At 72.9% G+C, this 20,375-nt stretch carries 22 protein-coding genes and 1 tRNA gene; 10 read left to right on the top strand and 13 right to left on the bottom strand.

Going from position 1 to position 20,375, the window contains the following annotated elements; genetic code table 11:
- Window positions 1-17: 17 nt before the first annotated feature.
- Window positions 18-692 carry an NUDIX hydrolase gene (locus ABIB53_RS05775; protein WP_354587476.1) on the bottom strand — a complete coding sequence of 225 codons (675 nt, stop codon included), beginning with the start codon at window positions 690-692 and terminating at the stop codon, window positions 18-20.
- Complete coding sequence (gene nth, locus ABIB53_RS05770; protein WP_354587475.1) at window positions 689-1,408, bottom strand: endonuclease III; 720 nt, start codon at window positions 1,406-1,408, stop codon at window positions 689-691. The genes ABIB53_RS05775 and nth overlap by 4 nt, the downstream gene beginning before the upstream one ends.
- A 50-nt stretch (window positions 1,409-1,458) precedes the next feature.
- On the opposite strand from nth, the gene ABIB53_RS05765 reads away from it, so the two are divergent.
- Entirely contained in the window at window positions 1,459-2,136 is a 678-nt protein-coding gene (locus tag ABIB53_RS05765) for a Crp/Fnr family transcriptional regulator (RefSeq protein WP_068272886.1), read from the top strand.
- Window positions 2,137-2,316: 180 nt separating this feature from the next.
- Here the strand turns inward: ABIB53_RS05765 and ABIB53_RS05760 are convergent, their stop codons facing one another.
- Genes ABIB53_RS05760 through sp36 form a run of 4 tightly spaced genes read right to left on the bottom strand, consistent with a single transcriptional unit; the run spans window position 2,317 to window position 4,571 of the window.
- Entirely contained in the window at window positions 2,317-3,126 is an 810-nt protein-coding gene (locus ABIB53_RS05760) for an MBL fold metallo-hydrolase (RefSeq protein WP_502914627.1), read from the bottom strand.
- The gene (locus tag ABIB53_RS05755; RefSeq protein WP_354587474.1) at window positions 3,123-3,938 is read right to left on the bottom strand and encodes an NUDIX hydrolase; all 816 of its coding nucleotides are present in this window, start codon (window positions 3,936-3,938) and stop codon (window positions 3,123-3,125) included. The genes ABIB53_RS05760 and ABIB53_RS05755 overlap by 4 nt, the downstream gene beginning before the upstream one ends.
- A gap of 7 nt (window positions 3,939-3,945) precedes the next feature.
- The gene (locus ABIB53_RS05750) at window positions 3,946-4,413 is read right to left on the bottom strand and encodes a RidA family protein (RefSeq protein ID WP_354587473.1); all 468 of its coding nucleotides are present in this window, start codon (window positions 4,411-4,413) and stop codon (window positions 3,946-3,948) included.
- On the bottom strand, window positions 4,413-4,571 hold the full coding sequence (gene sp36 / locus ABIB53_RS05745) for a Sp36 family protein (RefSeq protein WP_123091359.1): 159 nt from the start codon (window positions 4,569-4,571) through the stop codon (window positions 4,413-4,415). Before sp36 ends, ABIB53_RS05750 begins: the two co-directional genes overlap by 1 nt.
- Window positions 4,572-4,614: 43 nt before the next feature.
- Here sp36 and ABIB53_RS05740 point away from each other — a divergent pair, with 43 nt between their 5' ends.
- Together ABIB53_RS05740 and ABIB53_RS05735 are read left to right on the top strand one after the other, a co-directional pair.
- Window positions 4,615-5,595 carry an ArsA-related P-loop ATPase gene (locus ABIB53_RS05740; protein ID WP_354587472.1) on the top strand — a complete coding sequence of 327 codons (981 nt, stop codon included), beginning with the start codon at window positions 4,615-4,617 and terminating at the stop codon, window positions 5,593-5,595.
- Window positions 5,592-6,716: an ArsA family ATPase gene (locus ABIB53_RS05735; RefSeq protein ID WP_354587471.1), complete on the top strand. Its 1,125-nt coding sequence runs from the start codon at window positions 5,592-5,594 to the stop codon at window positions 6,714-6,716. The genes ABIB53_RS05740 and ABIB53_RS05735 overlap by 4 nt, the downstream gene beginning before the upstream one ends.
- 36 nt (window positions 6,717-6,752) lie before the next feature.
- On the opposite strand, the gene ABIB53_RS05730 is transcribed toward ABIB53_RS05735, so the two are convergent.
- Window positions 6,753-7,061: a WhiB family transcriptional regulator gene (locus ABIB53_RS05730; protein ID WP_225212903.1), complete on the bottom strand. Its 309-nt coding sequence runs from the start codon at window positions 7,059-7,061 to the stop codon at window positions 6,753-6,755.
- Between the two features lie 232 nt (window positions 7,062-7,293).
- Between ABIB53_RS05730 and ABIB53_RS05725 the strand changes: the two genes are divergently transcribed.
- The gene (locus ABIB53_RS05725; RefSeq protein ID WP_354587470.1) at window positions 7,294-9,840 is read left to right on the top strand and encodes a transglycosylase domain-containing protein; all 2,547 of its coding nucleotides are present in this window, start codon (window positions 7,294-7,296) and stop codon (window positions 9,838-9,840) included.
- Between the two features lie 68 nt (window positions 9,841-9,908).
- Here ABIB53_RS05725 and ABIB53_RS05720 read toward each other — a convergent pair whose 3' ends face one another.
- Window positions 9,909-10,367, bottom strand: coding sequence for a GatB/YqeY domain-containing protein (locus tag ABIB53_RS05720; RefSeq protein WP_354587469.1), 459 nt, complete (start codon window positions 10,365-10,367; stop codon window positions 9,909-9,911).
- Window positions 10,368-10,438: 71 nt separating this feature from the next.
- Between ABIB53_RS05720 and ABIB53_RS05715 the strand changes: the two genes are divergently transcribed.
- The gene (locus tag ABIB53_RS05715) at window positions 10,439-11,386 is read left to right on the top strand and encodes a metallophosphoesterase (protein WP_354587468.1); all 948 of its coding nucleotides are present in this window, start codon (window positions 10,439-10,441) and stop codon (window positions 11,384-11,386) included.
- On the opposite strand, the gene ABIB53_RS05710 is transcribed toward ABIB53_RS05715, so the two are convergent.
- Entirely contained in the window at window positions 11,352-11,852 is a 501-nt protein-coding gene (locus ABIB53_RS05710; protein WP_354587467.1) for a hypothetical protein, read from the bottom strand. The genes ABIB53_RS05715 and ABIB53_RS05710 overlap by 35 nt on opposite strands.
- A 132-nt stretch (window positions 11,853-11,984) precedes the next feature.
- On the opposite strand from ABIB53_RS05710, the gene ABIB53_RS05705 reads away from it, so the two are divergent.
- Together ABIB53_RS05705 and ABIB53_RS05700 are read left to right on the top strand one after the other, a co-directional pair.
- Window positions 11,985-12,061: transfer RNA gene (locus tag ABIB53_RS05705), tRNA-Pro, on the top strand.
- Between the two features lie 148 nt (window positions 12,062-12,209).
- Window positions 12,210-13,544: a methyltransferase domain-containing protein gene (locus tag ABIB53_RS05700; protein ID WP_123091366.1), complete on the top strand. Its 1,335-nt coding sequence runs from the start codon at window positions 12,210-12,212 to the stop codon at window positions 13,542-13,544.
- Here the strand turns inward: ABIB53_RS05700 and ABIB53_RS05695 are convergent.
- Window positions 13,537-14,739, bottom strand: a complete 1,203-nt coding sequence (locus ABIB53_RS05695; protein ID WP_354587466.1) for a pyrophosphate--fructose-6-phosphate 1-phosphotransferase — start codon at window positions 14,737-14,739, stop codon at window positions 13,537-13,539. The genes ABIB53_RS05700 and ABIB53_RS05695 overlap by 8 nt on opposite strands.
- Window positions 14,736-15,443: a LytR C-terminal domain-containing protein gene (locus tag ABIB53_RS05690; RefSeq protein WP_354587932.1), complete on the bottom strand. Its 708-nt coding sequence runs from the start codon at window positions 15,441-15,443 to the stop codon at window positions 14,736-14,738. Before ABIB53_RS05690 ends, ABIB53_RS05695 begins: the two co-directional genes overlap by 4 nt.
- Window positions 15,444-15,495: 52 nt before the next feature.
- Between ABIB53_RS05690 and ABIB53_RS05685 the strand changes: the two genes are divergently transcribed.
- Window positions 15,496-15,867 (top strand): hypothetical protein, encoded by a 372-nt coding sequence (locus ABIB53_RS05685; protein WP_354587465.1) that lies wholly within the window; start codon window positions 15,496-15,498, stop codon window positions 15,865-15,867.
- Here ABIB53_RS05685 and ABIB53_RS05680 read toward each other — a convergent pair.
- On the bottom strand, window positions 15,837-16,925 hold the full coding sequence (locus ABIB53_RS05680; RefSeq protein WP_354587464.1) for an aspartate-semialdehyde dehydrogenase: 1,089 nt from the start codon (window positions 16,923-16,925) through the stop codon (window positions 15,837-15,839). The two genes, ABIB53_RS05685 and ABIB53_RS05680, sit on opposite strands and share 31 nt — an antisense overlap.
- A gap of 7 nt (window positions 16,926-16,932) precedes the next feature.
- Window positions 16,933-18,204, bottom strand: coding sequence for an aspartate kinase (locus ABIB53_RS05675; protein ID WP_068272844.1), 1,272 nt, complete (start codon window positions 18,202-18,204; stop codon window positions 16,933-16,935).
- A gap of 134 nt (window positions 18,205-18,338) precedes the next feature.
- On the opposite strand from ABIB53_RS05675, the gene ABIB53_RS05670 reads away from it, so the two are divergent.
- Both ABIB53_RS05670 and ABIB53_RS05665 read left to right on the top strand, forming a co-directional pair.
- Window positions 18,339-19,307 carry an ABC transporter ATP-binding protein gene (locus tag ABIB53_RS05670; protein WP_229300460.1) on the top strand — a complete coding sequence of 323 codons (969 nt, stop codon included), beginning with the start codon at window positions 18,339-18,341 and terminating at the stop codon, window positions 19,305-19,307.
- The gene (locus ABIB53_RS05665) at window positions 19,304-20,353 is read left to right on the top strand and encodes an ABC transporter permease (protein WP_354587463.1); all 1,050 of its coding nucleotides are present in this window, start codon (window positions 19,304-19,306) and stop codon (window positions 20,351-20,353) included. The genes ABIB53_RS05670 and ABIB53_RS05665 overlap by 4 nt, the downstream gene beginning before the upstream one ends.
- The last annotated feature ends 22 nt before the right edge of the window (window positions 20,354-20,375 follow it).

Genomic DNA, 20,375 nt, shown 5'->3' with positions numbered 1-20,375 from the left:
CCGGGCCTCGGATGAGGTCAGGCGCGGCGCTCGACGAAGGGGCGCAGGTACTTCCACGGCAGCGGGCGCACGACCTCGGCGTCCCAGTCACGGGTCTGCCGGCCAGCCGTGAGGAGCATGTCGAGCAGGTGCGCGGTGAAGCCCCACACGTAGAGGTCGTGCACGCCGAATCCGAAGCCCTCGTACTCGTCTCCGACCCGGACGGTGAAGCGGTTGTCCGGGTCGACGAGGTCGGCGACGGCGACGCGCTCGATGCTCGCGACCTCGACCGGGGACGCGACGTCCAGCTCGTGCGGCTCGCGCCACCAGGCCAGCACCGGGGTCACGGAGTTGCGGCTCGGCGTGAGGTAGAGCGGGGGCAGGGTGCCGACGACGTCGACGCTCGCGGGGTCGAGGCCGACCTCCTCCTGCGCCTCGCGGATCGCCGCCGTCGGGGCGTCCTCGCCGGGGTCGACCTGCCCGCCGGGGAAGGAGACCTGGCTCGCGTGCGACCGCAGCTCGGCGGAGCGCTCGGTGAGGACGACCTCGACGACCGGGTCGTCGGGGTCGCTGCCGGGGCGCGGGCCGAGGAGCATGAGGACCGCCGAGCTGCGGCCGGGGTCGTCCGGCGGGGCGAAGCGGGTGAACCACTCGGGCAGGTCGTCCAGGATGCTCGGGACGATCTGCTCGACCCATGCGGGGGGCCGGCTCATGCGTCCTTCTTCGGGGCGAGCTCGTACTTGAGCAGCTTCTCCGCCTTCGCCGGGTCGGTCTCGCCGTCGCCGTAGGACGGGCAGATGCGCGCGACGGGGCAGGCCCCGCACGCGGGCTTGCGGGCGTGGCAGGTGCGCCGGCCGTGGAAGATGAGGACGTGGCTGAGCATCGTCCAGTCGCGCCGGGGGAAGATCGCGCCGATCTCCTGCTCGACGACGACGGGGTCGCTCTCGTCGGTCCAGCCCAGCCGCCGGGCGACCCGGCCGAAGTGGGTGTCGACCGTGATGCCCGGCACCCCGAAGGCGTTGCCGAGCACGACGTTGGCGGTCTTGCGCCCCACGCCCGGGAGCTTGACCAGCTCGTCGAGCCGCCCGGGCACCTCACCGCCGTGGTCGGCGACGAGCGCCTGGCCCAGACCGATGACGGAGCGCGTCTTGGCCCGGTAGAAGCCGGTCGGGCGCAGGATCTCCTCCATCTCCTCCGGGACGGCCGCGGCGAGGGCGGCGGCGGTCGGGTAGCGACGGAAGAGCACCGGCGTCACCTTGTTGACCCCGACGTCCGTCGTCTGCGCCGAGAGGATCGTCGCGACGAGCAGCTGGAGCGGCGTCTCGAAGTCGAGCTCGCAGTGGGCGTAGGGGTATCGGTCGTGGAGCAGGCGGTACCCCTTGCGCGCGCGGCGGGTCCGGGCGAGGGGCGTCTCGAGGGGCGCAGACACATCTCGCACACTACGGGCCGCCACCGACGGTGCATGGCACACTGCCCGGTGTGGACCTCGAAGCAGTGCGACGCGCCCCTCTCTTCGCGACCCTCGACGACGAGGCAGCCCGCGAGATCATGTCCTCGATGGACGCGTTCCGGATGGAGCGCGGCGACGTCCTCTTCCACGAGGGCGACCAGGGCGACCGGCTCTACGTCATCACCGAGGGCAAGATCAAGCTCGGCTGCACGAGCACCGACGGCCGCGAGAACCTCCTGGCGATCCTCGGCCCCGGCGAGATGTTCGGCGAGCTCAGCCTCTTCGACCCCGGCCCCCGCACCGCGACGGCCACGGCGGTTGCCGAGACCCAGCTCATCGGTCTCGGCAACGACCAGCTGCGCCAGCTGCTCGGCAACCACCCGCGCATCGCGGTGACCCTCCTCGCCGCGCTCGCCCGTCGGCTGCGCCGCACGAACGAGAACCTCGCCGACCTCGTCTTCACCGACGTGCCCGGTCGTGTGGCCAAGGCGCTGCTCGAGCTGAGCCAGCGTTTCGGCCGCCCCGTCGAGGAGGGCGTCATGGTCGCCCACGACCTCACCCAGGAGGAGCTCGCCCAGCTCGTCGGCGCCTCCCGCGAGACGGTCAACAAGGCCCTCGCCGACTTCGCCTCCCGCGGCTGGCTGCGTCTCGAGGCCCGCGCCGTCCTCCTCCAGGACGTCGAGCGCCTCAAGCGTCGCGCCCGCTGATCGGTCGTCCCTCGCTGGTCGAGGTGCGACGAATCCTTCGCTGGTCGAGGTGCGACGAAGGAGCCTCGAGACCGCGTCGCCCGGTCACACCCCTTTGCCACCCCCGCTGACGCCCCCTTCGTGACCGAAGGGGGCGGGGTCCGGCGAGCCCGAGCGGGGCGAAGGGGGACCAGCCCTGCGCTACCGCCCCTGCAGGTAGGCGAGCTGGGCCAGCACCGACATCCGCGCGGCGGGCCACACGGACCGGTCGACGTCGGCGTAGACCCGCTCGACGACCGCGTCCGCGCCGTCCGCACCGTCGGCGAGCGCCGCCCGCACCTGGTCGAGCCGCTCGGCGCGGTGCACCCGGTAGAAGTCGACCATCGCCGACGCGTCGGGCACCGTGGGCCCGTGCCCGGGCAGGATCGAGGTCACCGCTCCCCCGCCGGTGAGCGCGGCGATCCGCTCGAGCGAGCCGAGGTAGGCCTCGAGCTCGCCGTCGGGGTGCGCGACGACGGTGGTGCCCCGGCCGAGCACCGTGTCGCCGGTGAGCAGCGCATGGTCGGCGGCGAGGGCGAAGGACACCGAGTCCGAGGTGTGCCCCGGCGTCGCGACGACCCGCAGCTCGATACCACCGGCGTCGAGGACGTCTCCGTCGGCGAGGTCGTCGTGACCCCGCCCGACGGCCCGCACACCCGCTCCGGTGAGACGGGCGAGCCGCGGCGCCCCCTCGCTGTGGTCGTGGTGGCCGTGCGTGAGCACGACCTGCGTGATCCGGGCACCGAGGGCGGCGACGTGGTCGACGACGCGCTGCTGATGGGCCGTGTCGTCCTCACCGGGGTCGACGACGAGCGCGCTGCTCGACCCGGGCGCCATGACGACCCAGGTGTTCGTGCCGTCGAGGGTCATCGGCCCGGGGTTGCCCTGCAGCAGGCAGTACGCATGCGGGCTCACCTGGCCGCCCGCCCACTGCCCGAAGGGGGCGGAGGGCTGCGGCGCGGTGGCGCTCACGGCAGCTCGGCGCGCATGACGGTCCCGGCGCCGGTGTCGACGAGCACGGGCATGACCGGCGCGATCGCCGGCCGCTCCCCCAGCGCGCGCGAGACCGAGCCCGCGGCCTGCAGCTGCTCGAGGCACACGATCGTCGGCGGCATGAGCCGGGCCTCGCCCGCCTCGGCGGCGGCGAGGACGTCCTGCGGTCGCACCCACTCGGCGCGGTCGGCCTCGGTCGTCTCGCCGTCGGGCTCCTGCCCGGGCGGCACCTCGGCGACGAAGAAGCGGGTGTCGTAGCGCCGGGGCTCGATCTCGGGCGTGATCCAGTGCGCGCGGTAGCCGAGCAGGTCCGAGCGCAGCCGCAGACCGGCCCCGCCGAGCAGCTCGGCGAAGCTCAGCTCGCGCCCGACGAGGGCCTGGCGGGCCCGGGCCGCCGCGTCGGTGCCGCCGAGCCGCTCGACCGGGTCGGACCCCTCGTCGTCACCGGCGAGGAGCACGCCCGTCTCCTCGAAGACCTCACGCGCCGCGGCCGCGACGAGGGCGCGCACCTCGTCGGGCGGGCAGTCCATCGTGCGGGCCCAGTCGTCGACGTCCGGGCCGGCCCACGGGAGGTCCTCCGTCGCGTCGCGCAGGTCCACCCCACCGCCGGGGAAGACGTGCATCGACGGCGCGAAGGCCATCGTGCTCACCCGCCGCAGCATGAAGACCTCGAGGCCAACCGAGCCATCGCGCAGGAGCATGACGGTCGCGGCCTGGCGCACCGGGGCCGGGTCGAGGGGCACCTCGAGCAGCTCGCGACCCGCGGCGAAGGGGAAGTCCCGGGTCGTCATCGACGGCTCACGAGATACGCACGCAGACCTCGACCTCGACGCTGGCGCCGAGCGGGAGCACGGCGACCCCGACCGCGGACCGGGCGTGCCGCCCGGCGTCGCCGAAGACCTCGGCGAGCAGGTCGCTCGCACCGTTGACGACCCCCGGCTGCCCGGTGAAGCCGGGGTCGCTCGAGACGAAGCCGACGACCTTGACGACCTGCTGCACCCGGTCGAGGTCGACGGCCGAGGCGACGGCCGCGATGGCGTTGATCGCGCACGTGCGCGCCATCTCCTGCGCCGCGGCCGGGCTGACCAGCCCGGCGCCCTCGCCGACCTGACCGGTCTGCGGCAGCTCGCCGCCGACGACGGGCAGCTGGCCGGAGGTGTAGACGTGGTCGCCGCTGATGACGGCCGGCTGGTAGGAGCCGGCGGGCGTCGCCGCCTCGGGCAGGTCGATGCCGAGCTCGGCGAGACGGTCGGCGACCCGACCCATCACTGGCCCTTGGGTCGCTTGAGGTAGGCCACGAGACCGTTGCCGTCGGGGCCGGCGACGACCTGGACGAGCTCCCAGCCGTCCTCGCCCCACTGGTCGAGGATCTGCTTGGTGGCATGGATCATGAGCGGCACGGTCGCGTACTCCCACTGGGTCATGCCGCCACCCTAGCGACGCCCTCGCGCCGTCTACGCTGCGGAGGTGCCCTCGAGACCGCAGCGACCTCAGGTCGGCCTGCACGTCGTCACCGGCAAGGGGGGCACCGGCAAGTCGACGACCTCCGCAGCCCTCGCCCTCGCGCTGGCGAAGGGGGGTCGCCGGGTCCTCGCGGTCGAGGTCGAGGGGCGTGACGCCCTGGCCCGCCTGCTCGACGTGCCGCCCGGAGAGGGCGAGCGTCCGGCGCTGACGACCGACGCCGGCGGGTCGGTGCACGTCCTCGACGTCGACGCCCGCACCGCGCTGCACGACTACCTCCGCCTCAAGGTGCGGGTGCCCGGAGCCGCGCGGGTGCTCACCGCGGTCGGGGCGGTCGACTTCGCGACCGCGGTCGCCCCCGGCGTCCGCGACGTGCTCGTCCTCGGCGCGATCCACGAGGCGGCCGGGCGCGAGCGGGCGGGTCGCGACGGCCCCCACTACGACGTCGTCGTCCTCGACGCCCCGCCGACCGGCCGCGTCGCGCGCTTCCTCGGCGCACCGGGGCAGACCACCGTCATGGTGCGCAGCGGCCCGGTGCGGCGTCAGGCCGAGCGCGTGCTCTCCTGGCTGCGCGGCCCGGGCACGCAGGTGCACCTCGTCGCCCTGCTCGAGGAGCTGCCCGTGCAGGAGAGCCTCGAGTCCGGCGCCGAGCTCGCCGCCGCGGGCTGGCCGCTCGGCTCGGTGCTCGTCTCCCGCTGGCAGGACCCGGCCCTCGACGACGCAGGACGAGCCGCCGCCCGGTCCGACGCGGCCGTGGGCCAGCTCGCCGACGACCTCTCCCGAGCAGGTCTCGACCTCGGGACGGGCGCGGTGAGCGCCCTGCACCGCGAGCTGCTGGACCGCGTCGAGCGCGACGAGGACCGCGTCGCGCTGCGCGCCCGGCTCGACGACCTCGGGCGCGAGGTGATCCCCCTTCGTCATCTCGGCGAGGAGGTCGAGCGCGACGACCTCGACCGGCTGGCCGACGACCTCGAGGTGCTGACGTGAGCGGACCCCTCGGCGACGTCCTCGAGGACCCGTCGGTGCGCGTCGTCGTGTGCTGCGGGGCCGGCGGCGTCGGCAAGACGACGACCGCCGCCGCCCTCGGCGTCCGGGCGGCGCGGCAGGGACGCCGGGTCGTCGTGCTCACCATCGACCCCTCGCGACGACTCGCCCAGGCCCTCGGCGCCGACCCCTCGAGCAGCGAGCCGCACCCGGTCACCGGGCTCGTGGGCGACGGCTCCACCGGCAGCCTCGACGTGCTCGTGCTCGACATGCGCCGGACCTTCGACGACCTCGTGCGCCAGCACGCGGGTCCTCACCGTGCCGCCGCGATCCTCGGCCACCCCCTCTACGAGAGCCTGTCGACCTCGCTCGCGGGCACGCAGGAGTACATGGCCGTCGAGCGCATCGGTCAGCTGCGCGAGGAGATGACGCGCACCGGGCGCTGGGACCTGCTCGTCGTCGACACCCCGCCGTCGCGCTCCGCGCTGGAGTTCCTCGACGCCCCCGCGCGGCTCGGCCGCTTCCTCGACGGCCGGCTGCTGCGGGTGCTGTCCGCCCCCGCGCGAGCCGGCGGCCGGCTCGGCCGGAAGGTCGCCGGGCAGGGCGTCGCGCTCGGCCGAGGGGTCGTCTCCGCGGTCCTCGGCCCCTCGCTCGTCGGTGACGTGCAGACCCTGCTCGGGGCGCTGGACACGGTGCTCGGCGGCTTCCGCGAGCGCGCCGACGCGACGTACGCGGCGCTGACCTCGCCGACCACCGCCTGGGTGGTCGTCGGGGCACCCGACGACGCCTCCGTCGTCGAGAGCCGCCGTCTGCTCGCCCGGCTGGCCGACGACGAGGTCCGACCGCGGGCTCTCGTCGTCAACCGGGTCGTGCGCGCCACCTCGACCGTGGGCACCGGAGAGGCGCTCGCCGCCGCCGACGCGGTCGAGACCGATCTGGGCCGGGCCGCCCTCACGGCCCATGTGGAGCGGACCCGGAGGGCGCGCCGCCACGCGAGCGTCCTGCGCACGCTGCGAGACCTCGTCGCGGACGAGCAGGTGCCGGTCGTCGTCGTCCCCGACTCACCTCACGACGCAGATGACGTCCAGGCCCTCGACGAGCTCGCTCACCACCTGGTGCGCTGACCCGTCGGGGTCCTGGACGTCATCGGAGCCGGTCGATCACCGGCTGACGGCGGCCCCCCGAGCTGCGCTCTGGAAGAGGTCGGACCAGCTGGCCACATCCGGGCGACGACGCAGCAGCGCGCGGCGCTCCCGCTCCGTCATCCCGCCCCAGACACCGAACTCGGTCCGGTTGTCGAGAGCATCCGCCAGGCACTCCGCGACGACGGGGCATCCCCGGCACGTGAGCTTGGCGGCCCGCTGGTCCTTGCCCTGGACGAAGAGAGCGTCGGGGTCCATCCCCCGGCACCGACCCTCCTTCGCCCAGTCGTCGGTCCAGCTCATCGTTCGCTGCGTTGCAACGCTCATCTGCACTCCTTGACTTCCCCTGGCCCTTACTCCCCGGTAGGGCCGCGTTCATGGTAGGCACCGGAACGGTCCGAGAAACATGGCCCGAAAGGACTACTTCTTGACCATCTCTTGACCAAACCTGAACCAACGCCTAACTCGCGGGCCCTCCCCGGCGCCCGTGCGGCGGCAGCGAGACGGCGCGTCCTCGGCCTCCCTGGCGCTCTCAGGGGGCGCCGTTACCCTGGAGGACATGTCGCGATCTGCCATGCCCAACCTCGTCCGGCTGCTCGGGGCCTTCGTCGCCGTCGCGGTGGGCATGGGGCTCATCAGCGCCGGGCTGCTCATGCCCTTCGCCGGCGCGTCCGGCAGCGCCGCGCGCGGCACCGTCGGGGCCTTCGAGGACCTCGACGGCGAGTTCACCGCGATCTCGCTGGCGCAGCAGTCGAAGATCTACTCGGCCGACGGCAAGGTCCTGGCGACGCCGTACGACGCCAACCGGATCATCGTCCCGATGAGCAAGATCAGCAAGAACATGATCAACGCCCAGCTGGCGATCGAGGACAGCCGCTTCTACGAGCACGGCGGGATCGACCTGCGCGGGACCAGCCGCGCCTTCTTCTCGAACCTCTCGGGTGGGGCCACCCAGGGTGGCTCGTCGATCACCCAGCAGTACGTGAAGATCATGCTGCAGGAGAAGGCGCTGCGCGCCGGCGACACGGAGGGCGCTGTCGAAGCGACCGAGCAGACCTACAGCCGCAAGCTGCAGGAGATGAAGTACGCCCTCGACGTCGAGAAGACCCACACCAAGGGCCAGATCCTCAACAACTACCTCAACCTCGTCTACTACGGCGACCAGGCCTACGGGGTCGAGGCCGCCGCCCGGCACTTCTTCTCCACCTCGGCCAAGAAGCTCACCGTCGGCGAGGCCGCGACCCTCGCCGGGGTCGTGCAGTCGCCGAGCCGGCTGGACATCCGGGACAACCCCAAGGAGGTCCAGGAGCGCCGCGACATGGTCCTGGACCGGATGCTCTCGCTCGGCGACATCACCCCGGGCCAGCACAAGAAGTACACGAAGCAGAAGGTCTCGGACATGGTCCGGATCAAGGACAGCGAGGGCGGCACCTGCACCAAGGCCGTCGACCCGTACTTCTGCAACTACGTCATGGAGTACCTCAAGACGATGCCCGAGCTCGGGCCTGACCCGGGGGCACGCCTGCAGGCGGTCAACACCGGTGGTCTGAAGATCAAGACCACGCTGCGCCGTGACTGGCAGAAGAAGATGCACGAGGAGCTGACCAAGAAGGTCCCCAACGGCGACCCGAAGGTCGGCGCCGGCGCCGCGATGATCGAGCCCGGCACGGGCAAGGTGCGCGCCATCGCGCAGACCTCGCGCTACAAGGTCGGCCTCGACCGGGCGACGACGACCTACTCCGAGCAGGCCTGGACCTACCCCACCCGCTACGGCGGCACCAACGGCTTCGCCATCGGCTCGACGGCGAAGATGTACGTCCTGGCCGCGGCCCTGGCCAACGGCAAGCCGATGAACGGCACCGTCAACGCCCCCACCGCGGCCCCCGGCAACCAGCACGCGTTCCCCAAGACCGCGTTCAACCCCGGCTGCACCGTCGGCGAGCCCACCTGGAAGGTGCAGAACGACTTCCTCACCGGTGGCGTCATGACCCTGCGCAAGGCCACCGCCCAGTCGATCAACACCGCCTTCGCCCAGCTCGCCTCCGACATCGGCTCGTGCAAGATCCCCGGCGTCATGGCCAAGATGGGCCTGTCCGACGGCAACGGTCAGACCTACGGGCTGTCGATCGACTACTCGACGGGCAAGAAGATCAAGGACGACTACGCGATCTCGAACATCGTCCTCGGCTCGGACTCGACCTCGCCCCTCCAGCTCGCCTCGAGCTACGCCACCCTGGCCGCCGACGGCATGTACTGCCCCCCGACGCCGATCGAGTCGATCACCAAGGCCAACGGCAAGCAGATCAAGATCAAGCCCCCGAAGTGCACCCGCGCCCTCGAGACCGGCGTCGCCCGGGGCGTGACGCACCTCCTGCGCGGCACCCTCGAGGACCCGGGCGGCACCGCGGCCACCCAGCGCCTGGCCGACGGCCGCGTCGCCGCGGGCAAGACGGGCACGACGGAGAACCACGGCGAGTCCTGGTTCGCCGGGTACACCCCGCAGCTCGCGACCGCGGTCTGGGTCGGCACGCCGCTGGGCGACGGCCCGAACATGGAGATGGACAACATCACCATCGGCGGCCAGTACTACCCCAGCGTCTTCGGCGGCACCATCGCCGCGCCGCTGTGGAAGCAGATCATGGACGACGCCAGCGCGGAGATGCCCAAGAAGGCCTTCCAGGCGCCCAGCGGCAAGGTCGTCGACGGCGACTACGTCGACCTGCCCTCGGTCATCGGCAAGACCCCGGCCGAGGCCGACTCCATCCTCAAGGGCGCCGGCTTCGACCCGCGCAACGCCGGCGTCACGAGCAGCACCGCACCGGCCGGGACCGTCGCGAGCACCTCGCCCTCGGGCAAGGCGATCAAGGGCGGCCTCGTCGAGTACTACGTCTCCAACGGCGTCGCGCCGGTGACCGCGCCCCCGGCGCCCACCCAGACCCAGGCCGCGGCTCCCCCGAGCACGACGACCCGGGTCCAGGCCTCCCCGCCCTCGCCGACCTCTACGTCGACGGGCGCGGTGCCCACTCGCACGAAGGGGCCGGAGAACCCCAAGACGAACGGCAAGCCGAAGAACACCGGCGACAAGCCCAAGAAGAACGACGGCTGAGCCCAGCCGACCGACGAAGGGGGTGACCCACCAGCTGGTGGGTCACCCCCTTCGTCGTGCTCGAGCGATCAGGAGCCGAGGCGCGCCTTGACCATCGCGGCGACGGCTCCGCCGTCGGCCCGGCCGGCGACCTCTCCCTGGGCGACCTTCATGACCTGACCCATCTGGGCCATGCCCGTCGCACCCGTCGAGGCGATCGCGCGGTCGACGATCTCGGCGAGGGCGGCGTCGTCGAGCTGCTCGGGCAGGTAGCCCTGGAGCACCTCGAGCTCGGCGTCCTCCTTCGCGGCGAGCTCGGGGCGACCGGCGTCGGTGTAGGCGGTGGAGGCCTCGCGGCGCTTCTTCGCCTCCTTGGCCACGACCTTGAGCGTCTCGTCCTCGGAGAGCGTGCGGGCGGTGTCGCCCGAGACCTCCTCGGTGGTGATCGCGGCGAGGACCATGCGCAGCGTCGAGGAGCGCACCTGGTCGCGCTGACGCATCGAGTCGTGCAGGTCGTGCTGGATCGTGGCCTTGAGCGTGTCGGTCATGGTGACATTCTCCCCCGCCTCCCCGGCGGGGGCGACCAGGTATCCCGCAGGCCGTGGGCGACAATGGCGGCGTGACCCACCCCCTGACGCGCAGCGCCCTCGCCCTGACCGCGACCGGAGCGGGTGCGCTGGCCTACGCCGGTGTCGTCGAGCGCCAGCTCTACACGCTGCGACGGTGGACCCTGCCGCTGCTGCCGGAGGGCGCCCGCCCGCTGCGGGTGCTCCAGGTGAGCGACATCCACTTCGTGCCCGGCCAGGAGCGCAAGGCGCGATGGATCCGCGACCTCGCCGGGCTGCGCCCCGACCTCGTCGTCGACACCGGTGACAACCTCAGCCACGAGCGAGCGGTGCCGGGCGTCCTCGACGCGCTGCGCCCGCTGCTCGAGCTGCCGGGCGCCTTCGTCATGGGGTCCAACGACTACTTCGCGCCGGCGCCGAAGAACCCCGCGCGCTACCTCACCCCGCGGTACGGCGAGGCCCCCCGCACCCGTGTCGAGCTACCGACGCACGAGCTGCGGGACGGCATGCTCGCCGGGGGCTGGGCCGATCTCGACAACGCCCGCACGACGCTGCAGGTCGGTGACCTCGCGCTCGACCTCGTCGGGGTCGACGACCCGCACATCGGCCGCGACCGCTACGACGACGTCGCCGGACCGCGCGCGGACGGGGCCGACGTGCTCCTCGGCGTCGCCCACGCGCCCTACCAGCGCGTCCTCGACGCCATGCACGCCGACGGGGCCTCGCTCGTCCTCGCCGGCCACACGCACGGCGGCCAGCTCTGCGTGCCCGGCTACGGGGCGCTCGTCACCAACTGCGACCTCGACCGGCGTCGGGCGAAGGGGGTGTCGCGCTGGTGGCCCGGCGCGGCCGACCGTCCCGACGTGGAAGCCCCGCAGGACGCGTCCTGGCTGCACGTGTCGGCCGGGCTGGGCACCTCCCGCTTCGCCCCGGTGCGCTTCGCCTGCCGCCCCGAGGCCAGCCTGCTCACGCTCGTCCCCGCCGTCGGGCGCGCGGCATGAGGGTCGTCGAGGGCGTGGCCCTGGCCCTCGCGGGCATCTTCGCCACGGGCACCTCGGTCGTCGCGCTCGGACTGGGCCAGGAGCCCGTCGCGGTGCCCGCGCCGGCGACGACGAGCTCCACCACCACCACCACCTCGTCGACGACGTCGCGGACGACGACCCGCACGCGCACCAGCACGACGAGCTCGACGACGACCTCCAGCACGACCACCCCGCTCCCGACCCAGGCACCCACCCCCACGACGACCGAGCCGACGTGGACGCCGGAGCCGACGAGCACGACGACGACCCCGACGTGGACCCCGACGCCGACGTGGACGCCGGAGCCCACCTGGACCCCGACGCCGACGTGGACGCCCACGCCGACCTGGACCCCTCCGCCGACCGTCGACGAGACGCCCGACGAGAGCCCGGAGCCCGACCCGTCGAGCACGAGCCCGACGCAGACCTCCGACGACCCGGGCACGCAGGACCCCGACCCGGGCACGCAGACGCCCTCTCCACGACCCACCGGCAGCCGGTCCTCGGGCCCGATTGTGGGCAGCGCCGGGGACTGAGTTATCCTCACGTGTCGCCGTCCTCGAGACGGCGTCAGCCACGGGGTGTGGCGCAGCTTGGTAGCGCGCTTCGTTCGGGACGAAGAGGCCGCAGGTTCAAATCCTGTCACCCCGACCACCGCGAGGAGAGCCCTCGGACCACCGGTCCGGGGGCTCTCGTCGTCTCCTCACCCTGACCCGACCGCGCGCCCCCTTCGTCGCGCCTCCCAGGCAACGGCGAGGTCTCTGCCATATCCTCAGCCGACCCCACGAGGACGAGGACGGCCATGACGGACACCACCATCACCACCCGCGAGGCGGAGGACCCCCACGAGCGGGCCGCCGTGCGCCGGGGCTGGCAGGACGTGCAGCACCTCGAGGACCTGCGCGAAGGGGCCGCCCGTCGCCTCTTCGCGCACCGCTGGGACGCCGAGCGGGCGCGCGCCAAGGAGTGGTTCGTCTCCCCGCCCGACGAGGGCCTGCTCGGCTCCTTCCGGGCGATGTACGAGTCGCCGTCGAACATCACCCGCTTCCGCCGCACCCTGGACTTCATCACCCCGGGCGAGAGCGTCTTCGAGGTCGGCACGGGCAAGGGCTTCCTCGCGACGCTGCTCCTGCGCGACGGGCAGGTCGGCGGCTACCGCGGGGGCGAGCTCGTCCCCGCGTACGCCCGGACGACCCGTGAGCTGCTCGGGGTCAACGGCTTCGGCGACCGTGCCGACGTCACCGAGCTCGACCTGTACGACCTCACCCGCGAGCGGGTGGGCGACTCCGACCTCGTCATCTGCTGCGAGGTCATCGAGCACGTCCCCGACGCCGAGGCGGCTCTGCGGGCCCTCGCCGACGCCCTGCCCGACGGCGCCGACCTCCTCTTCTCCACGCCCCTCCTCGGGCGCCTCGAGGGCATCTGGGGGCACACGGCGATCTTCGGCGTCGAGCGGCTGCGCGCGATGATCGAGTCCGCCGGGCTCGTCGCCCACCACGTCGAGGCCGTCGACAACACGTGGGTGCTCGTCCTCGCCTCACGCGGCACGGCGCCCTCCCCGCGGGCCCGGGCGGCTGCTGCCGCCGTCACCGACCCCACCGCGGTCCAGGAGCGGGACCCCTACCGGGCCCGCCGGGTGACCAACGTCGACCCCCACGACCTCGAGCAGGTCAAGAGCATCTGGAACAAGCGGATGGACCTCGGCACCGAGCACGTCGTCTCCGAGGACGAGGAGCTCGGAGACGTCAGGGGTCTGCGCATCACCGGGACCCCGCGCCCGGACCGCACCGGCCCGCAGTACTTCGGCCTGGCCTTCCCCATCCCGCCGGAGCACCGGCCCACGCTCGGCGTGCGTCTCGAGCTCGAGGTCCCCCACCCGGAGCAGGTCGAGAAGATCTCCGTGGAGTTCACCCGCGACGGCGAGGCCGTCGCCCGCTGGAGCTGGAAGCCGCAGGAGCACCGCCCCAAGCGGGCGCGGCCCACCTTCGTCCTGCGGGAGGGCTCGAAGGGGACGTACTTCACCCCGTCGCCCGTGGACGGCGACATCCGCACGGCCGACCGCGTCGAGATCTACGGCGCCGTGACCAAGGGCCACGAGCTCGACGTCTCGCTGCTGCGGTGGGGCTGGATCAGCTGACCTGGCCGAGGTCGTCGAGCAGCTCGGCGAACCACGGCGCCTCGACGTCGAAGGGGCGTCCGCCGGCGACCCGGTCGAGCTCGATGGCGCGCAGCTCGCCGCCGCGCTCCTCGTCGTGGCCGACGAGCCCGGAACCCCCGGACAGGGCGGTGTCGACGGCGAGCTCGACGCACTCGCGGATGAGCGCGAGGTCCTCGGGACCGGCGGCGGCCGAGCGGGCGAAGTAGCCCGACTTCTGCACCATGACCTTCTCGGCGCCGACGAGCTCGGCGAAACGTCCGGCGAACCACTGCCCGGGGTTGACCTTGTCGAGCTGGACGTGGCCGAAGGGGTCGCGCGGCACCTCGGCACCCGTGGCCTCGAGATCGGCGACGACGTCCTCGATGCCCGCACCCTCGCTGAGGAAGACGGTGACGCAGCCGATCTCGTCCATCGTCGCGCGGAGCCGCTCGGCCTCCGCGGCGAGGTCGACGTGCCGCTCGGGCACGTAGACCGCGTGCACGTCGAAGCGTCGGCCGTCGGCGCCCATCGCGGGCGCCCAGTCCTGCTCGGCGACCCACGCGTGGTAGCGCCGGGCGGTCTCGGCGGTGAGCCAGCCGGAGTGCCGACCCATCACCTCGTGGATGACGAGCATCCGCGGGTTCGACGAGGTCTCGGCGACGACGTTGCGCGCGAAGATCGCACCCTGCTCCGCCGCCGTCCACGCCCCGAGGCTCTGCCGCACCGGGACGATGTCGTTGTCGATGGTCTTCGGCAGCCCGACGACGCGCATCTCGTGGCCGTGCTCGTGCAGGTAGGCCGCGAGGTCCGCCGCCGTCGTGCTCGTGTCGTCGCCGCCGATCGTGTGGAGCACGTCGACGCCGTCCGCGGCGAGCTGCTCGGCGGCCACCTGCAGCGGGTCGGAGCCCTCGGGCACGAGCCCGCGGCGCACCGCGTCCTCGACGTTGGTCAGCTTGACCCGGCTGTTGCCGAGCGGCGTCCCGCCGAGGTGGTGCAGGCGTGAGGCCTCACGGCGGGCCTGCTCGTCCACCTCGACGGAGCGTCCGGTGAGCAGACCGGCGTAGCCGTCGAGGTAGCCGATGATGCGCACGTCCGGCGCGATCTCGGTGTACCTCTCGACGAGGCCGCCGACTGCTGAGGACAGGCACGGGGCGAGACCGCCCGCGGTGAGCATGGCAACGGTCTGCACTGTCATCGGGCTTCGCAGGGCCTCTCGATGTGGTCCGCGGGTCGCACGTAGGGCGTGACCTCGGGGATGTCGCTGGCGGGGACGAGGTCACTGTATTCATTGCCGAGCACGAGGTCGACGCTCATGCCCTTGCGACCCTCGACGCGCTGCAGCTCGGCGCCCTCGACGTGGTCGGCCAGGCGCTTCGCGGCCTTCTGGCCGTCCGGGCCGTACCGGATGATCGCGGCCTCCTCGGGCAGGAAGGCGCCCGAGGGGTCGTTGCCGGTCTCGCCGGTGCGGAAGCCTCGTGAGCGCAGGTCGGCGGCGACGTCCGCCGCCAGCCCCTCGCGGAAGGTCGTGTTGTAGACCGACACGCGGATCTCGCTCGGCGCGGGCGGCGGGGGCTCCGGCTCGTCCTTGAGGTCCTCGTAGCCGTAGCCGAGGACGACCTGCACGTCCTTGCCGCCGCGGCCGTCGGACCACATCTTCGAGCCGGGGATCTGCTGCTGCACGAGCAGCGCGTTGTCGCGGCTGTCCGGCCCGTAGTAGATCGTCGCGGCGCTCTTGACGTAGACGCGGTCGTCGGCGTTGCCGATGTCGGCGATGACGAAGCCGCGCTCCTCGAGGGTGCGGCCGACGTCGCGGGCCAGGCCCGCGGTGCTGTTGGAGTTCTGCAGGTCGATCTCGAAGGAGTCGCGCTGCGGGGCCTCGACCCGCTCGGGGATGCACACGGGCTCGGGCGCGCCGATGAGGTTCGCGCTGTAGGCAGCGGCCACCGTCGCGGTGCCGAGGAGCAGCCCGGGGAGCGTGACGAAGAGGATCGCCCGCCGACGTCGTCGCCGCGCGAGCACCCGTCGGGTGTCGTCGTCGAGCTCGTCGACGCGCAGCACCTCGTACCCCGCCGCCGGACGTGAAGTCCAGCGCCCGTCCCCATCGGCCATCTCGAGCTCCTCACGCCCGGTCATCAGCTGTCCCCCAGATTGTCACACGAACCACACTCGTCACATGAGTCACATTTGTCACAAGAGGGCATCGCTCCCCGGCCCTCTCCCGTTCATGACGCCGCAGCCAGGTGTCCGGTTGCTGACGCCGGGGTCACCGATCGGTCACGCCCCGGCGGGCGGTCACGCCGGTGACCCGGTCCCCGCGAGCTGACCGGCGATGTCGAGCATCGCCCCCGCGCCGCGGCGCACCGTGTCCGAGCTGAGGAAGAGCTCGACGTTGTGCCGCAGGCCCTCCGGCTGGCGGATCCGCCCGACGAAGCGCGGGTCGATCCCGACGACGTCGACCGGGGTCGGCACCTCTCCCCCGACAGGGGTGTCGACGACGACGAGCGCCGGTGCCTCGGTGAAGACCCGGGCGACCTTGTCCGGGTGGACCGGTCGGGCGAGCCGGGCGTGGATCGACATCGAGTGCGCCGAGACGACCGGCACCTGCACGAGCGTGGCGATGACCGGCACGTGGGGGATGTCGAGGATCTTGCGGATCTCCGCCTCGAGGGCGCGCTCCGCCGTCGTCCAGCCGTCGCCGGCCGGCCGGCCCACCCACGGGATGACGTTCATCCCCAACGGAGCGGGGAAGGGCGATGTCGGCGGCAGGTCGCTCGTGGCCGCCCGGACGTCACCGGGTGACAGACCCACCTTCGGCGTGTCGGCGAGCGCCGAGAGCTCCGAGCGCAGGCGCGAGACTCCCCCTTCGGCCCGGCTGTCGGCCGCGATGAGGCCGGTGACGGTGAGCAGCTGCAGCTCCCACGCCCGGTGGAGGACGTGGGCCGCGTCGACGAGCGCCCAGGTGATCGGGCCCGGGATCGCGACGACCCCGGTGGGGCGGTGGGCGAGCGCGGCGTCGTTGATGCCCGGCACGACGAGCGGCACGTCGTCGTCAAGACGGTGCGCGCCGCTGGCGTCGACGACGGTCGCGCCGGCTGCGACCGCGCAGCGCGACCACGGCCGGGTCTGCTCGGTCGGCAGGTTGAAGAGCGCGATGTCGACGCCGTCGAAGGAGCGCTCGGTGAGCACGTCGATCTGCTGCTCACGCCCACGGACGGGCAGGGTGCTCGTCGTCAGCCGTGGGGAGAGCAGCCGGATCTCGCCCCACGGGTCGTCGTGCAGCGCCATCGCGGCGACGAGCGCCCGCGCGAACCGCCCGGTCGCGCCCACGACCGCCAGCGTGGGGCGGTCGTGGGTGCGCGCGTCGGGGGGCGAGGTCGTCATGCGGGTCTCAGCGGCCGGTGCCGCCGTAGACGACCGCCTCTCCCTGGCTGGAGTCGAGCCCGAAGGCGCTGTGGACCGCGCGGACGGCCTCGTCGAGCTGGTCGCCGCGGGTGACGACGGAGATGCGGATCTCGGAGGTGGAGATCATCTCGATGTTGATCCCGGCCTGGGCGAGAGCACGGAAGAAGGTCGCGGAGACGCCCGGGTGGGTGCGCATCCCGGCGCCGACGAGGCTGACCTTGCCGATCTGGTCGTCGTACTGCAGCTGGGTGAAGCCGACGCCCTCCTGCAGGCGGGTGAGCGCCTGGATCGCGGTCTGGCCGTCGGTGCTCGGCAGGGTGAAGGAGATGTCGGTCAGCCCGGTCTCGGTCGCGGAGACGTTCTGCACGATCATGTCGATGTTGATCTGCGCGTCGGCGACGGCCTGGAAGATCTCGCTCGCCTTGCCGGGGCTGTCGGGCACGCCGACGACGGTGATCTTGGCCTCGCTGCGGTCGTGCGCCACGCCGCCGATGATCGGGTCTTCCACGCTGTCTCCTTCGGGGTTGCTACCACCGACCCACGTGCCCTCCTGATGGGAGAAGGAGCTGCGCACGTGGATGGGCATGTCGAAGCGGCGCGCGTACTCGACGCACCGCAGGTGCAGGATCTTCGCGCCGGACGCCGCGAGCTCGAGCATCTCCTCGTGGGAGATGTGCCCGATCTGACGGGCGGCGGGGACGATCCGGGGGTCGGCGGTGTAGACGCCGTCGACGTCGGTGTAGATCTCGCAGACGTCGGCGTCGAGCGCCGCGGCGAGGGCGACGGCGGTCGTGTCCGAGCCGCCGCGGCCGAGGGTCGTGATCTCCTTGCTCCCCTGGCTCACGCCCTGGAAGCCGGCGACGATGACGATGTGCCCCTCGGCGATCGCGGAGGTGATCCGACCCGGCGTGACGTCGATGATCCGCGCCTTGCCGTGGGTGTCGTCGGTGATGACGCCGGCCTGCGAGCCGGTGAAGGAGCGCACCGTGCTGCCGAGGTTGGCGATCGCCATCGCGACGAGGGCCATCGAGATCCGCTCGCCCGCGGTGAGCAGCATGTCCATCTCGCGCGCGGGCGGGAGCGGGCTCACCTCGTTGGCGAGGTCGAGGAGGTCGTCGGTGGTGTCGCCCATGGCCGAGACCACGACGCACACGTCGTGACCGGCCTTGCGCGCGTCGACGATGCGACGGGCCACCCGCTTGATGCTCTCGGCATCGGACAGGGAGGACCCGCCGTACTTCTGGACGACCAGACTCACCACACACTCCTGACAGGACGAGGCAGGACGCCCGGTCGGGACCGGGCGAGGACCGCAGCCCAGGGTAGTCGGTGGCGCGCAGGCACCGGTCGGCGTCTCAGCGAAGGGGGACCGCGCGGGCTAGCCTGCCCACCATGACGCAGCAGGTGGGGATGTCAGGGGGTCCGGGCGCGCCCGGGCCGGGGAGCGGGCCGCCGGTCGGCGGGGTCGTCGTCCAGGGGGTGCGCCGAGCCTTCGGCCAGGTGCTCGCCGTCGAGGACATGACGTTGCACGCGAGGCCGGGCGAGATCACCGCGCTCATCGGCCCCAACGGGTCGGGCAAGACGACCCTCATGCTCATGCTCGCGACCCTCCTCGTGCCCGACAGCGGCAGCGTGCGCGTCGACGGCTACGACCCGGTGACCCAGCCTCGCGAGGTCCGGGCCCGGCTGGGCTGGATGCCCGACGGCTTCGGCACGTGGGACGCCCTCAAGGTGCGCGAGGTCCTCGAGATCATCGCCAGCGCCTACGGGCTGCGCGGCACCGCCGCCCAGCAGCGGATCGCCGACCTCCTGCGGCTCGTCCACCTCGACGACCTCGCCGACCGCCCGGCCCGCGTGCTCTCCCGCGGCCAGAAGCAGCGCCTCGGCCTGGCCCGCGCGCTCGTCAACGACCCGTCCGTGCTCGTCCTCGACGAGCCGGCCAACGGCCTGGACCCCCGCAGCCGGATCGAGCTGCGCGACATCATGCGCGACCTCGCCGCGCAGGGCCGGACCATCCTCGTGAGCAGCCACATCCTCACCGAGCTGCAGGAGATCGCCGACCGCGCGGTCATCGTCGCGCGCGGCCGCACGATCGAGGGGCAGACCCTCTCCCCCGCGACCACGTCGACGGCCTACCGGCTCGCGTCGTCCGACCCCGCCGCGCTCGTGTCCGCGCTCACAGAGCTCGGGATCCGCAGCACCCGGGCCGGCACCGGTGTCGAGGTGCACGTCGCCGGCGAGGGCGCCGCGACCGACCTCCTGCGCCGGCTCGTGCGCGCCGACGTGCCGCTCACCGCCTTCGCCCCCGCCCAGGGCGCCCTCGAGGCCGCCTACCTCGCCGTCACGGAGGACCGCCGATGAGCGTCCACGGAGTCCTCACCATCGCCCGCCTCGAGCTGCTCCAGCGTGTGCGCGGCGCCCGCTGGGTCGTCGTGCTCGTCGCGTGGGTGTGCGTCATCGCCGGCGTCACCGGGCTGTCGTGGCTGGGGCTGCGCAAGGCCGGCGACGAGCAGCTCGGCTCGACCGTCTACGACGTCGTCCTCTTCTTCGTCCTCGGGCTCGGCATGCTCGTCATGCCCGCCCTCACGTCGACGTCGGTCAACGGCGACCGCGACCAGGGCGTCCTCGCGACGCTGCAGACGACCCTGCTCAGCGCGGCCGACATCGTCCTGGGCAAGCTGCTCGCCGCGTGGCTCATCGCCCTCGCCTTCCTCGCGACGGCGTTGCCCTTCTTGCTCTTCGGCTACGTCAAGGGCGGGGTCGACCTGCTCGGCGCGCTGCGCTCCCTCGTCGTCATCGTCGTCGTGCTCGCCGTCGTGTGCGCCCTGGGCCTGATGTTCAGCACCCTCACCGCGCGGCCCGTCGGCTCGGCGGTCCTCACCTATCTCACGGTGGCGGGCCTGTGCTTCCTCACGACGATCGTCTTCGGGATGCTCGCCTTCCTCGTCTCCGGCGAGGAGGAGCGCCAGGTCTACGGCGTCGACTACGTCACCGAGGGCAGCGTGTCCGACACCCAGCCCCGCTGCACCACGCGCACCGAGGTCCGCGAGACGGTCCACACCGAGCGGATCTGGCCGGTGCTCGCCATCAACCCCTTCGTCATCGTCGCCGACGCGGCCCCGCAGGGGGACGACGAGGCCGAGGGGATGAGCGGCTTCACGCCGCTGCGTTGGATCTCCCAGGGTGCTCGGCTGGCCAAGGCCGGGCCGCAGGAGACGATCGACGAGTGCTGGACCGGTGACGCCATGCCGGCCGACTCGCTCACCGAGGGCGCGGACGACGCCGGGCCGGTCTGGCCCTTCGGCATCGCCTTCCTCGTGCTCATCGGCGGGGGCGCGACCGCGGTCGCCGTGCAGCGCACCCGCACCCCCGTGCGCCGGCTGCCGTCGGGCACCCGCATCGCCTGACCTGGGGCCGGGCGAAGGGGGC

This window comes from Janibacter sp. UYMM211, assembly GCF_040547045.1.
GTDB lineage: Bacteria > Actinomycetota > Actinomycetes > Actinomycetales > Dermatophilaceae > Marihabitans > Marihabitans melonis.
The sequence above is the reverse complement of the archived record's forward strand: the minus strand, read 5'-3'. Positions and strand labels throughout refer to the sequence as shown.